General features: G+C 36.4%; 15 protein-coding genes and 1 pseudogene. 2 read left to right on the forward strand and 14 right to left on the reverse strand.

From position 1 onward, the window contains the following. Window positions 1–89: 89 nt before the first annotated feature. Window positions 90–806, reverse strand: a pseudogene (locus RZN25_16800) (AIM24 family protein). Between the two features lie 243 nt (window positions 807–1049). On the opposite strand from RZN25_16800, the gene RZN25_16805 reads away from it, so the two are divergent. Further along, window positions 1050–2447 carry an MDR family MFS transporter gene (locus RZN25_16805; GenBank protein ID MEQ6378473.1) on the forward strand — a complete coding sequence of 466 codons (1398 nt, stop codon included), beginning with the start codon at window positions 1050–1052 and terminating at the stop codon, window positions 2445–2447. A gap of 143 nt (window positions 2448–2590) precedes the next feature. Here the strand turns inward: RZN25_16805 and RZN25_16810 are convergent, their stop codons facing one another. The 12 genes from RZN25_16810 to RZN25_16865 form a co-directional block, all read right to left on the reverse strand. Next, window positions 2591–2716, reverse strand: a complete 126-nt coding sequence (locus RZN25_16810) for a DUF4023 domain-containing protein (GenBank protein ID MEQ6378474.1) — start codon at window positions 2714–2716, stop codon at window positions 2591–2593. 563 nt (window positions 2717–3279) lie between these two features. Beyond that, window positions 3280–3867: a sulfatase-like hydrolase/transferase gene (locus tag RZN25_16815; GenBank protein MEQ6378475.1), complete on the reverse strand. Its 588-nt coding sequence runs from the start codon at window positions 3865–3867 to the stop codon at window positions 3280–3282. A gap of 209 nt (window positions 3868–4076) precedes the next feature. After that, on the reverse strand, window positions 4077–4523 hold the full coding sequence (locus RZN25_16820) for a hypothetical protein (GenBank protein ID MEQ6378476.1): 447 nt from the start codon (window positions 4521–4523) through the stop codon (window positions 4077–4079). Window positions 4524–4743: 220 nt separating this feature from the next. After that, a complete protein-coding gene (locus RZN25_16825; protein MEQ6378477.1) occupies window positions 4744–4971 on the reverse strand; it encodes a YggT family protein in 228 nt (75 codons plus the stop codon). 57 nt (window positions 4972–5028) lie between these two features. After that, a complete protein-coding gene (locus tag RZN25_16830) occupies window positions 5029–5535 on the reverse strand; it encodes a hypothetical protein (GenBank protein ID MEQ6378478.1) in 507 nt (168 codons plus the stop codon). Window positions 5536–5596: 61 nt separating this feature from the next. Then, window positions 5597–5968 (reverse strand): YkvA family protein, encoded by a 372-nt coding sequence (locus tag RZN25_16835; protein MEQ6378479.1) that lies wholly within the window; start codon window positions 5966–5968, stop codon window positions 5597–5599. A 14-nt stretch (window positions 5969–5982) separates the two neighbouring features. Then, on the reverse strand, window positions 5983–6930 hold the full coding sequence (locus RZN25_16840) for a cation diffusion facilitator family transporter (GenBank protein ID MEQ6378480.1): 948 nt from the start codon (window positions 6928–6930) through the stop codon (window positions 5983–5985). Between the two features lie 20 nt (window positions 6931–6950). After that, a complete protein-coding gene (locus RZN25_16845; GenBank protein ID MEQ6378481.1) occupies window positions 6951–7274 on the reverse strand; it encodes a metalloregulator ArsR/SmtB family transcription factor in 324 nt (107 codons plus the stop codon). Window positions 7275–7440: 166 nt separating this feature from the next. Next, window positions 7441–7971, reverse strand: a complete 531-nt coding sequence (locus RZN25_16850; protein MEQ6378482.1) for a YceI family protein — start codon at window positions 7969–7971, stop codon at window positions 7441–7443. A gap of 94 nt (window positions 7972–8065) precedes the next feature. Next, window positions 8066–8908, reverse strand: a complete 843-nt coding sequence (locus RZN25_16855; protein ID MEQ6378483.1) for a VOC family protein — start codon at window positions 8906–8908, stop codon at window positions 8066–8068. Window positions 8909–9049: 141 nt separating this feature from the next. Next, the gene (gene pepT, locus RZN25_16860; GenBank protein ID MEQ6378484.1) at window positions 9050–10282 is read right to left on the reverse strand and encodes a peptidase T; all 1233 of its coding nucleotides are present in this window, start codon (window positions 10280–10282) and stop codon (window positions 9050–9052) included. 19 nt (window positions 10283–10301) lie between these two features. Beyond that, window positions 10302–10844 (reverse strand): HD domain-containing protein, encoded by a 543-nt coding sequence (locus RZN25_16865; GenBank protein ID MEQ6378485.1) that lies wholly within the window; start codon window positions 10842–10844, stop codon window positions 10302–10304. A gap of 291 nt (window positions 10845–11135) precedes the next feature. On the opposite strand from RZN25_16865, the gene RZN25_16870 reads away from it, so the two are divergent. Continuing rightward, window positions 11136–11600: a hypothetical protein gene (locus RZN25_16870; GenBank protein ID MEQ6378486.1), complete on the forward strand. Its 465-nt coding sequence runs from the start codon at window positions 11136–11138 to the stop codon at window positions 11598–11600. An 81-nt stretch (window positions 11601–11681) separates the two neighbouring features. Here RZN25_16870 and RZN25_16875 read toward each other — a convergent pair whose 3' ends face one another. Then, window positions 11682–12701, reverse strand: a complete 1020-nt coding sequence (locus RZN25_16875) for a ThiF family adenylyltransferase (protein MEQ6378487.1) — start codon at window positions 12699–12701, stop codon at window positions 11682–11684. Window positions 12702–12780: the final 79 nt, after the last annotated feature.

Below are 12780 nucleotides of genomic sequence, written 5' to 3' on the forward strand. Positions count from 1 at the left end.
CATCCGCAAGTTCTATCAAAAAGACAACAAGGTAACAGCATAAATAAAAAGACCCCTTGCTCCCAAGTTAGAGCAAGGGGTCTTCTACTTTAACGATCTCCACCCAATAGATCAAATATTCCATTGGGAATACTTCCTTCACCTTTAGATCCTCCATTTTTTGGCATAGCAGCAAACACTCGGCTAGCCAGAGGACTAAATGGTAGTGATTGAACCCAAACGGTCCCTGGTACTCTTAAAGTAGCGAAATATAATCCTTCCCCACCAAATAATTTTTCCGATAAACTCAATGTTATAATCCACATTACCTGTCATGCCAACTAAACACCCCGTATCGACATGTAGAACTTCACCAGGTTGTAAATTTCTTTGGTGAATAGTTCCTCCAGCATGAACAAATGCCATTCCGTCTCCCTCAAGTTTTTGCATAATAAAGCCTTCTCCACCAAAAAAGCCAGTTCCAATTTTTCGTTGGAATTCTATACCTACCGCAACGCCTTTCGCGGCTGCAAGAAACGCTTCTTTCTGACAAATGATTTTTCCATCCAATTCACTTAAAACCATAGGAATAATCTTTCCAGGATAAGGTGCGACAAAGGATATATGTTTCTTACTCGTTCCTTCATTTGTAAAAGGCGGTCATAAATAGACTCTCACCAGTGATTACTCTTTTTCCTGCACCAATTAACTTCCCTACCAATCCTGAACCTTGATTCGATCCATCCCCATTTGAATTTGGTCATCCATCATCATGCTTCTGCGATGACAGTTTCCGATGGGTTTAATTCCACCTCAACAAATTGCATGTCATCTCCGTATAACTTGTAATCCACTTCATGGTTATTCGCAGGTCCATCACTCCTTATTTATCAATATTTCTAGTACGATTTAAATTATGTACTGGTTTCGTTTTTAAGGTTAAGATGATGTAATTCATTTAATAGCCTATTACTATAAAAACATGTATTCTATGATAAGTATAATGAAAATGAAAATAAATATTAGAAGAAGGAATTAGTATGGAATAAAAGAATGGAGAGAGAAAAAAGATGGTACCTGGTTATAACAAAACTTCAATTGTCGCTCTTCTCCTAGCAGGAGCGTTTATTTCAATTTTGAATCAAACTCTAATGATTACAGCCATACCTCCTATTATGAAGGAAATGAATATTACAGCTAATACTGCCCAATGGTTAACAACCATTTTTATGCTTGTAAATGGAATCATGATTCCCATCAGTGCTTTTTTAATTGAACGTTTTACTACTCGACAGATCTTTTTGACAGCTATGAGTGTTTTTGCGGTAGGAACAATGGTTGCAGGGATTGCGCCAAACTTTGAAATATTAATTCTTGGCCGAGTAATACAATCTAGTGGTGCGGGAGTTATGTTACCTCTAATGCAGACTGTGTTTCTAATGATTTTTCCAGTAAACAAACGTGGTTCCGCTATGGGGTTAATTGGATTGGTTATCTCATTTGCTCCTGCCATAGGTCCTGCTTTATCAGGTTGGGTAACCTCACACTATAGCTGGAGACTTTTGTTTTTTATCATTCTTCCAATAGCTTTGATCGATATTTTAATTGCCGTATTTGCACTAAAAAATGTAACAGAGACCACAAAGCCAAAGGTAGATGTTGCCTCCATTATTCTATCCTCTTTTGGATTTGGAGGATTATTATTTGGATTTACAAGTGCAGGAAACTTTGGATGGTTAGATATTCATACGATCTTTTCATTATTCATTGGAATAGTTTCCCTAGTCTTTTTTGTAGGGAGACAATTACGGTTGACACAGCCAATGCTGGAGTTTCGAGTATTTCGTTTTTCCATTTTTCCTTTAACGGTGTTTCTTGGTATGGTAACATTTATGGGCTTGATTGGGGTGGAAACTCTAATACCTATGTATATGCAGAATATGCGTGATTTTTCTGCGTTGGATTCAGGATTAGCACTTCTTCCAGGAGCAATTGTATCGGCTCTCATGTCCCCAATTACAGGAAGGATTTTTGATCGCATTGGAGCAAAATGGTTAACTATCTTTGGAATGGGGATCATGACGATTTCTTCTTTTGCATTTACAACACTTGATACTACGACATCCTTTGAATTTATAACGATTGTGTATACGATTCGTATGTTTGGATTATCGATGGTGATTATGCCAGTGGCAACCGCGGGACTTAACCAACTTCCTAAACGGCTAATCCCTCATGGTGCAGCTATGGATAATACTATGCGGCAAATTGCAGCATCAGTAGGAACAGCTCTTTTAGTAACAGTTATGACTACCACTGCTTCTCAGGCAAACGTTGACCATGCGGATATTCATGGGATAAATATGGCTTTTATGGTAGTGACGATATTATCCTTTATAGGGTTAATCTTAGGGTTCTTTGTGAAACAATCTTCACCAAATGTGGAGGATGAAAGAGTAGAAGGATAGAGAGGTGCTTGGTAATTTCTTTTTATAAAAAACTGACATCTACCTTAATAGTGATGGGCTTTAAAGAGCCTCCTAGTATAAAGGAGGGGGTAGTTCACTAAAAGAAGAGCTTGGATTAAGCTCTTCTTTCCCATATGCACGATCTATTTTCGTTGGTTGTTTCCAGGTAGTTTTTCTCCTTGTTCCCCTTTTCCTTGTCGCTTCTTATTTTTTTGATCCTTTCGTTGTTTGTCGTGGATTTTTTCTACAAATTCATTAGTGTTGTCCATTACTGAAACCTCCTTTTATAATTTTCCTCAAGTATTACTATTACCTAATTGAGAATAGTTTATGATGTTAAAAAACATTAGAAGAATGTTAATGAATTTTTGTTCAAACATGATGAAGGGTGTTAGCATACACTTATATGTGTAATATTTCACAAAGTATTGAAAGGACTTGGACATATGAATATTCACAGCAAATTGCTTCTTATTCCGTTGAGTCAGGAAAAAAGAAAGCACCTCAAACTTTTGTTTTAGCAATAGTCTGTTTTTTTCTGTGAGGCAGTCTATTTGTTGCTGGTGTATACTGGGTAGCCTATCTAAGAACTAAGCCTAACGCTTCTCAGCGAGCAGTCCAAGAGGAATATTTCTTGTCTATGGTAGGGTTGAAAAATTTTGATCAAAAAAACCAGACCAATTATTTTTGGTCTAGTGAGTTTGTGATGATTTGATAATAATCATGATCTAATATTATTGCAGAGTAATAAAATTTGCTATCCACTATGGCTGAAATATGTTTAATGTAGGCTGGAGTAACATTTTCTCCTTCGAATTCTTGAGTTTCAGTGTTATACCTTCCTTGTATCGGTTATAAAACTTTTGTTTAAAAAGAAGACAAGTGGATCAGATTCCGAAATAACATCTCGGCCTATAAGTAATCTTGAATCATAATCCAGTCCCATTAGGTTTGAAAGAGTGGGTAATATATCTAAGCTCGAGGTTGGATCTTCTATCGTAATAGGATCCATATTCTTTGTGTAAAGAATAAATGTACTTTTATATAAATCGAAATTTTGGTCAACTTTTTTACCGGAAAGTTCCTCGATTACCTCGTTCTCTAACCCATATGGATAGTGGTCAGCACTTAAAGCGATGAACGTTTTATCAGCAATTCCCTTTTCCTCAAGTTTTTTGAGCAAGTATTCGAGCGCGCGGTCCAATTCAACTTGTGTGGCAAGGTATGTCTTACTAGCATCAGAATATGGCAAATCCTCCACGTATTTTTTATTTTTCATCGCCATCTGGTTACCAAAAAAGTTGTATTGCATATGTCCACTAACGGTCATGTAATAGGCATGAAATGGTTGGTCATCAATATATTCAGGAATGGAAAGCTCCATCATTTCCAAATCAGACTCTGGCCAGGTTTTTTTCACATGTAATCGATTACCTACTCCTTTATACTCATAACCCATAGATGAGAGATATGGCGCTTATAATATTTATAGGAATGATTATGATAGGCCATAGATTTGTAGCCTAGTTTGTTTAATTGATTACCCATGGCAAAAGGTATATTATTGTCCCCTGATTCAAAGAAACTCCACACTCCGTGTCTGGGGACAAGACTTGTGGTGGCTACATACTAACCATCAGAAGCGCTAACCTCCCAAAGGGGGTTATAAAAATTTGTGAACTTGTATCCTTCATTAGCAAGTTTATAAAGTGTAGGAGTAACTTCTTTATTAACTGCATAAGAGGAAAAACCTTCGGCTGTAATAAGAATTAAATTATATCCTTCATATACTCCTGTAAATTCATTTTTAGGGGTAGGAGTAACACTTTTAAAATATTCATGCATCATCTTTAAGTCTTCATTGGTTTCGTTAGCAATGAGCTGATCAAAATCTATAGGTAGTGTGTTAAATTCGATGATAACAGGCTCTTCCTTGTTCTCCTCTTTTTCTTCTAGAGGAGGTGTGGTTTGGTTTTTTGATTCATCCTTCTCGTTTTCTAGCTCTACATCCATATTTTCCTCATAAGGGGAAGCTGCCTCAATAACGGGAGACCAGCCGGTGCGTAATCTTTGCATATCTATTCTCATGGTTGTTAATAACCCTAATTTTTTTTAATGATTTCATTGGATAGCTAGTTTTAAAGTAGAGGTCATAAGCTGAGAATTGATCTTTTCCAGCCGTATAAATAGTAGTAATTCCTATTAGATGAATAATAATGATCAAGCATATGATACCTAGTCTATGGAGGCTTTGTTTTGCTAAAGGTCATTAACTTTCTACTAAAGAAAAGGAAAATTAGAGTGGGAAGAAGGAATAAAAAACAAATCTTCCGTCAAGTGCTGGCGCAGGAAAAATTCCTTCAAAGGGATAAAGTAAGGATGAACTAGTTTGATACACCCATTGAACAAAAGGGGTACTCTGATTAGCGTCTAATAGTTTTAGTATCACTCTAATTCCTAAAATGAATTGAGCAATCCCAATGACAGTATTAATCAGATAAACTAATACGGCTGTATCTCTCATGCTCACTTTCTTTGGTTAGTTTCTTTACTTCCCTTTATGAATTCCTTGTAAACTAACCTATGCAAAAAGGTGGATGATTAGGAAAAAGAAAAAGAGGAATGCAAAATATCGGTGATATCTTCTCCGTTTTCCAGAGGATGTTAGTTTGCGAAGATACCCTGTAAAAAGAACGCCACATAGTGATAGTAGTGTTAATATTCCTGTTGTGGTTGTTACATTCATAGAGTTCAATAGATATAGCATGGTTGAAGCGTGAAAAAGAACAAATAGGGTTCCTATAATAGCAATTGCCACATGGAAACGAATAAAAATTCGAGTAAATGTTACTAGTTTCTTTCGAAAAAGGCTTCTTTTCATATGACTTATTGAAAAAAGAAAAGCATACAAGACAATGGCTAGAGAATAGTAGATAAAGGCAAGTTGTCCCCACTGTTTTCCCATTGGATAACTAACTTGAAAGTCTAAATAGAATATCAGAATAGGAATGGTGAGAACAGATACAATGGTTATTGCTTTGGCAACATTTAGATTGTATAAAAATTTTAATAAATTATTTTTGTTCAACAAATAAACCTCCTATGCTCACGAGAGTTCACCCCAAGTGTAACATAGGAGGTTTTATAGATTAAAAGATAAGAAACAAGAGAGTAATTATAATGAGTATCCATAATAAAATAATCAAACTACCGCTGATCCAATTTTTGGGAAGCGCTTTTCCCTGATTAAGTTTAGCTTTAGCCCTACAGTCCATTAGAACCTCGTTAGAAATCAGTTTGAGGGATAGCCAAATTCCTAAAGGTAATAACAAAACGTCATCTAGATAGCCTAAGATGGGTATGAAATCTGGAATAAAATCAATCGGACTAAGGGCATAGGCTACAACAGATAAGACAACTGTTTTCGTGAACCATGGAACTCTTGGGTCCTTATAAGCAAAGTAGAGAATTAGTAATTGGCGCTTTAAACTTTTTGCCCAACTTTTTAATTTTTTGAACATGTGAAAGCTCCTTATCAGTGATGGTGATGATGTCCACCACTGTCATCCTGAGGCATGCAACAAATAATAGTGTCCTCATGGGGATGGTCTCCTATTTCAAGTTGAATAGTCGCATGACTTATTTTTTTATGCTCCAATTGATGTTCGATTTCTCTTAAAATGCTTTGGCCTTCCTCAATAGTTGCATTTTGATCAAGAACAACATGGCAGGATAGGGCATTTTGACCACTCGTAATACTCCAAATATGGAGGTCATGAAGTCCAATTACACTTGGTACACTTTTAATTATTTCAATGACTTCTTCCATATTAATATTTTTTGGTGTTCCCTCCATTAATACATGAATGGATTCCTTCGTGACTCTCCAACCACTCAGTAGGACTAAGATAGCTACAATGACACTGGCAAGAGGATCTGCCCATCCCCATCCCAAAAACATAATAAGTAGAGCAGCAATTATAGCACCCACTGAACCTAGCATATCTCCAAGCACATGAAGGAAAGCGGCTCTTAAATTTAAATTATCCTTTGTGTCTCCTCTCAAAAGAATCCAAGCTACAGTGATATTAACAATTAATCCTAAGATCGCAATTACTAGCATTCCCGTTGAAGCTACCTCGGGAGGATTGATGAAACGGTGATAGGCTTCATAAAATATATATAAGGCAATGAGAACAAGTGTAACCCCGTTAAAAACGGCGGCTAGAATTTCAAAACGTTTGTATCCAAAGGTTTTACTATAGTCAGCTGCTTTTTCCCCTAGTGAAAATGCCAAAAGGCCAATTCCTAGCGAAATAGCGTCACTAAGCATATGACCAGCATCGGAGAGAAGCGCTAAACTATTGGTTAATAACCCTCCAATTAATTCTATAATCATAAAGCATGTTGTTATAAGAAAGCTAATCAGAAGAGCCTTCTTGTTGGCTCCATGTGTATGGCTGTGATCGTGACCACCAGACATTCTAAATTCCTCCTAACCCATTAATGATGAAGTGCATGATCAATAGTTTGCTTAAGAATCATCATGACATGCTCATCATCGTGAGAATAAAAGAGAGTTGTTCCTTCTCTTCGATATTTGACCAATCTTAAATTTTTCAAGAAACGTAATTGATGTGAAACGGTTGATTGTCTTAATTTTAGAGTTTCTGCAATTTCATTCACAGAATACTCTCTATTGAAAAGTAAATGTAAAATGCGTATTCTTGTAGGATCTCCAAGGGCCTTGAAAGTCTGAGAAACAACAAATAGAGTTTCTTCATCTAAATCGTTTGACTCTGAATTTTCTTTAATATGGTCATCCATTTTTTATCGTCTCCTAAGTAGAGATTCCTTTTTATCGATATATGAGCATGTATTCATATGAACATCTTATGCAATCATTTCATAAATGTCAATTTGTTTTTCTATATTCTATGCTCAATTAAAAAGACCCAACTCCTATAAGTTGGGTCTGCATTCGAAATATCAATTATTCAGTTACAACAAGTTCAAAGTTTGCAGTTACCTTTACTTCTTTTCCGACTAATACGCCACCAGTTTCTAAAGCTGCGTTCCATGTTAGACCGTAATCTTCACGGTTAATTTTTCCTTCTACATCAAAACCAGTGATTGTGCTGCCGTCCATCGGGCTTTTTGCAGTACCATTGTGCTCCACTTTGAAAGTTTCTGTTTTGGTTACTTTGCGAATTGTTAAGTCACCAGTCACTTCATATTCTCCATCATCAACTTTCTTTACAGACTTGCTTACGAAAGTAATATTTGGAGTATTTTCAACATCAAAAAAGTCTACAGAACGTAGGTGATTGTCACGATCTTCGCTATTTGTGTCTACAGAAGCTGCATCGATAGTTACCTTTACGGAAGAGTTTTCAAGGTCATTTAAATCGCCATTGAAATCGACATCAAACGCTGTAAATTCACCCTTTGCTTTTGCCACCATCATATGTTTAATTGAAAAAGTAATCGCACTGTGTACATTGTCTAATTGATAAATTGCCATTTTCTAATTCCTCCTTAATATTCATAAAAATTTATATTTATACGCCTTTATATTGCACACTTACCCACAACCGATGGGGGATAAATCATAAAATTTACCCACTAACCAATTTGATACGATTCCCTGCAGGATCAGTGGTGTAGGTTACGCCTGAAAGAGTTTCTACTCTTTCACCTAACCTCTGAATTGTTTCCCCAAGGGATGATTTTGATGGATACTGAATCGTAAAATCCTGCATACCAACACTGTTCTCACTAGGGGTGGGAACACCTACCCCATTCCATGTATTTAATCCGACATGATGATGATATTGATTCGTAGACAAAAATAATGCTTGTGATCCATAGGACATGACGACATCAAAGCCTAACAGATTTACATAAAAATCACGGGCTTTTGGAATATCATCAACATGTAAATGAATATGTCCCAGGACAGTTTCTATAGGTAGCCCATTCCATTCGTCAATAGAAACGTGAGTCAACAATTCTTCGGCATTTAAAGGTAGAGTATCCATACTAACTTCTCCATTTTTCAGCCAGTCTTCTGGAGGGCGATCACGGTAAATCTCAATTTCATTTCCATCTGGGTCAGCAAGATAAATGGCTTCACTTACTCTATGGTCTGATGCTCCCTGAAGAGGAGTTTGGTGTTCTAAAGCGTGCTTTAACCAATTGGCAAGGTCTTTTCTTGAAGGAAGCAAAATAGCCAAATGATATAACCCGGTTCGCTTCCTCTCTTTTGGAAAAATCGGATCAGGTTGAACAAGAGTTAAAAGGGCACTAGTTCCATTAGCTGTCAATTTAGCTTCCGAATCAGTTTTTTTCAATACTTTAAACCCAATCACATTTTGGTAAAACTGAAGGGCACGATCTAAATCTTGCACCTTAAGTGTCACATGACTAATAAAAGTTGCTGGGCGTGAATGAAAAGTCATGGATCCACCCCTTTCAAGTAAGACATTTAGTAAATTTAATTAACTAGATTACTTTATGTAAGTAAGTATATATTCCGCACCATAAAGTGTCAATGATTTAGCACAAAAAAAACCAGACGATTTTTTTCGTCTGGTACATGTTTAATTTCTTGCTTCAAATGCTTGCAGGATTCCTGTAATTACTTGAACTGCTTTTTCCATGTTTTCTAAAGAGATATATTCATATTTCCCATGAAAGTTTTCTCCACCAGTAAAAACATTTGGTGTTGGAAGACCCATATAAGAAAGCTGAGAACCATCTGTCCCTCCGCGAATTGGTTTTACGATAGGTTCAATTTCTAAGCTTTTCATCACATCATAGGCAACGTCAACAATCTCTTTCACAGGTTTAATTTTTTCGCCCATATTGAAATATTGGTCATTCATATCCATGGTGATCCGTTCATTTCCATATTCACTTTGAAATTCTTTGACCAACGTTTGTAATAATTCTTTTCTAGACTCAAACTTCTCCCGGTCATGATCACGAATAATATAGGATAACTTAGTCTCTTCCACATCTCCATGGAAAGAAAGGAGGTGAAAAAATCCTTCATAACCATCAGTATATTCCGGTGCTTCTTGTTCAGGTAGGCTACTATGAAGTTTCATAGCAATTTTCATTGAGTTAATCATTTTATCCTTGGCCGTACCTGGGTGAACATTATTCCCCTTGATAATAATCTTAGCGGCTGCAGCATTAAAGCTTTCATATTCTAATTCACCTAATGGTCCGCCATCAATTGTATAGGCGAAATCAGCATTAAACTTTTCTACATTAAATTTGTGTGGACCTTTTCCAATTTCCTCGTCTGGAGTGAAAGCTACTCTTATCTTTCCATGTCTAATTTCAGGATGCTGGATTAAGTAATCCATTACGGTCATAATTTCGGTAACTCCAGCCTTATTATCGGCGCCTAATAAAGTTGTTCCGTCAGTTGTTATCAACGTATGTCCTTTATAGTTTTTTAATTCAGGAAACTCTTTAGGAGAAAGAACAATATTTAGTTCATCATTTAAAAGAATATCCTGCCCATCGTAGTTGTCCACAACTCTAGGATTTACATTTTTACCAGTAAAGTCTGTTGCGGTATCAACATGTGCCAATAAACCAATGGTTGGAACATCTTTATCCGTATTAGAGGCAAGAGTGGCGAATAAATATCCGTTCTCATCTAATTCCACTTCATGCATTCCAATTTCCTTCAATTCCTCCTCTAAATGATGAAGAAGGTCCCATTGCCCTGGGGTGGAAGGGGTGGTTGTACTTTCTTCATTAGATTGTGTATCCATTTTTATATATGTAGTAAAACGCTTAAGTAGTTGTTCTTTCATTTAGTTCATCTCCATTTGTTTAAAAATCGTTTAACAATTTGCCTAGTTTTATAAATAGGTTTGGTATCTTTTCTTTTTCTATTCCATGAAGCAAGCTTACATACACTTGTGAGTAATACCATTTCTGACTCTCTTTTCCTCTTTTAAAGGAAGCCCACATCTCCTCCCCCATTAACTTTTCCTTTTCAATGGCAGAAGACAAGTTGTCGATTTTATCTGCGCATACAACTAGCTTGGCATCCAAAGGAGCATTTTTTATAGTTTCAATGGTGTGTTGCTTCCTTTCTTCCCATGGAAGAGTTTTATCTGGTTCAGAAGCATACTCCACTAACTCTGCCACATAAGGACCAAATAAATCCCTAATTTCCTTTAGTGTACCATCGGTATCTTCTACGACATCATGCAATAGTCCGGCAACAACTGTATCTTCATTATAGCCCTCGTGTAAAAGTAACATTCCGACGGCAAAGGGATGGGAAATGTAGGGGATTTGATCGGTTTTTCGTATCTGTCCTTGGTGCTTTTTTGTAGCATAATCTATAGCTTTCCTAATTTTTTTCAAACTTCACACCTCTTCAACAGAATAATTCCACTAGCATAACTATCATATAACAGGGGGAGGAAGAGATAAAGAATTATTGCTACAATAGGCTGTGCCCTGTTATAGAATAACGTATTTTAAAGCGTGTAGGAGGGTTTATTTTTTTTATTTATACAAATAATATATTCATACTAGATTTAGGAGGATATGGATGAGAAATAGTATAAAAACGGCTGTAGATCAACAAATAATCACTAAACAAAAAAATATAATGGAAACGTTCGTTTCTATCATCCGAAACTAGTGAGGACCATGAGAAAGAATTACGAAGCTTTACTTTGGAGTATTGCTTTACCAGGCTTTGGCCAATTTATTAACCAAAAGATTATTAAAGGAATTGTATTCTTATTTTTAGAATTTGTAATTAATGTAAGAAGTAATTTTAATATGGCCATATTATATTCATTTAATGGGGAATTTGTAAATGCTGACTTGGTTCTAGATTATCAATGGTTAATGTTTTATCCTTGCTTGTACATGTTTTCTCTTTGGGATGCTTATCGGGATGCTAATGAAATCGAACAACCATATGGGTACCTCCCTTTAGCTTTTGGAGCATATTCCGTTACCGTTGGATTAATGATATTCAGAAAAGTATCGATCTTTGGGGTCAATATTGGACCTGTTTTTACCCCGATGGCATTTCTTCTTCCCGGCTTATTAATTGGCTATTTGTTACGAAAAATATTGATAGCTTCTCATGAAAAAAAGGATTGAACTGAAAAGGGAACAGTGAAAAAAAGGTCCTGGACTATTACAAGACCTTTTTCTTATAGCTTCAGGGCGTTTGCGCTTTTTTTAATTCCCTACATATCTGGAATAGAGTGATTTTGCTTTTGTTATATCGTCTGTACCTTGAATTAAGACGCGCCCATCTTTAAAGAACACCATCGTTGTCTCATCATTTGGAGAAAAACGAAGAAGGAATGGGTTAGACTCTATTTTCCCACTGCCTAACAGTCTTTCTTTCATGGCCTGTAAGTCCATACTCGTATTTTTGTTGCTATTGATTTGTATGGAATCACGTCCACATAAAAAGGCGTATGTCTCCTGATCTGTTTGATTGTCCAAAAATTCAAAGTGTTTTTTTCCACAAGCAGGGCATTCTGGATTTCTTCCCTTAGAGATGTTCATTTGAAAAGAGGAACTATTCCATATATCAAATTCCTCAAGATTTGGGTTAGTTGGAGCTCCAACTAATACTTTTAATGCCTCCGCCGCTTCAAAGGATCCAATAATATCTGTAATGGGAGAGATAACTCCAATCGTATCACAGGTTTCGCCTAACCCTTGTGGTGGATCTGGAAATAGACAACGGTAACAAGGTCCCTCATTTGGCAGTATGGCTGCAAACATACCCCGTGAACTTACTGCACCTCCATAAATCCATGGTATCTGGTGTTTAACAGCCACATCATTAATTAAGTATCGTGTAGCAAAATTGTCCGTACCATCCACAATAACATCAACGTCTTTTAGTAGGTCCTCGGCATTGTTAGGGTTTAAATCAGAAATAATTCCTTCTACCTGAACTCCAGAATTGATTTTCTTAAGTTTATTTGTCGCTGCAACTACCTTTGGTAAATTTTCATTTGCATCTTCTTCATCAAATAGAGTTTGCCGTTGAAGATTGGATGTTTCTACGAAATCGCGGTCTATCAATCGCACATATCCGACACCAGACCGAACGAGATGATTAGCTATTACTGTTCCTAGAGCACCTACTCCAACCACAGCAGCTCTACTAGTTAGAAGTTTTTGTTGCCCCTCTTTTCCTATAGGTTGGAATAGAATTTGACGAGAATATCGTTCGTACATAATCCACCTCACAAAACTGACATATAACTTTATTATAAATCATATACTTTTGTATGAAAACAGACCCTGTAAAACTTTT

This window comes from Bacillaceae bacterium S4-13-56 (assembly GCA_040191315.1).
Taxonomy (GTDB): Bacteria; Bacillota; Bacilli; order Bacillales; family JAWJLM01; genus JAWJLM01.

Coding starts and splice junctions, on each gene's coding strand:
- RZN25_16810 (MEQ6378474.1), bottom strand. CDS start 2,716: ATGGACAACACTAATGAATTTGTAGAAAAAATCCACGACAAACAACGA.
- RZN25_16840 (MEQ6378480.1), bottom strand. CDS start 6,930: ATGTCTGGTGGTCACGATCACAGCCATACACATGGAGCCAACAAGAAG.
- RZN25_16875 (MEQ6378487.1), bottom strand. CDS start 12,701: ATGTACGAACGATATTCTCGTCAAATTCTATTCCAACCTATAGGAAAA.
- RZN25_16870 (MEQ6378486.1), top strand. CDS start 11,136: ATGAGAAAGAATTACGAAGCTTTACTTTGGAGTATTGCTTTACCAGGC.
- RZN25_16805 (MEQ6378473.1), top strand. CDS start 1,050: ATGGTACCTGGTTATAACAAAACTTCAATTGTCGCTCTTCTCCTAGCA.
- RZN25_16855 (MEQ6378483.1), bottom strand. CDS start 8,908: ATGACTTTTCATTCACGCCCAGCAACTTTTATTAGTCATGTGACACTT.
- RZN25_16845 (MEQ6378481.1), bottom strand. CDS start 7,274: ATGGATGACCATATTAAAGAAAATTCAGAGTCAAACGATTTAGATGAA.
- RZN25_16850 (MEQ6378482.1), bottom strand. CDS start 7,971: ATGGCAATTTATCAATTAGACAATGTACACAGTGCGATTACTTTTTCA.
- RZN25_16820 (MEQ6378476.1), bottom strand. CDS start 4,523: ATGCAAAGATTACGCACCGGCTGGTCTCCCGTTATTGAGGCAGCTTCC.
- pepT (MEQ6378484.1), bottom strand. CDS start 10,282: ATGAAAGAACAACTACTTAAGCGTTTTACTACATATATAAAAATGGAT.
- RZN25_16825 (MEQ6378477.1), bottom strand. CDS start 4,971: ATGAGAGATACAGCCGTATTAGTTTATCTGATTAATACTGTCATTGGG.
- RZN25_16835 (MEQ6378479.1), bottom strand. CDS start 5,968: ATGTTCAAAAAATTAAAAAGTTGGGCAAAAAGTTTAAAGCGCCAATTA.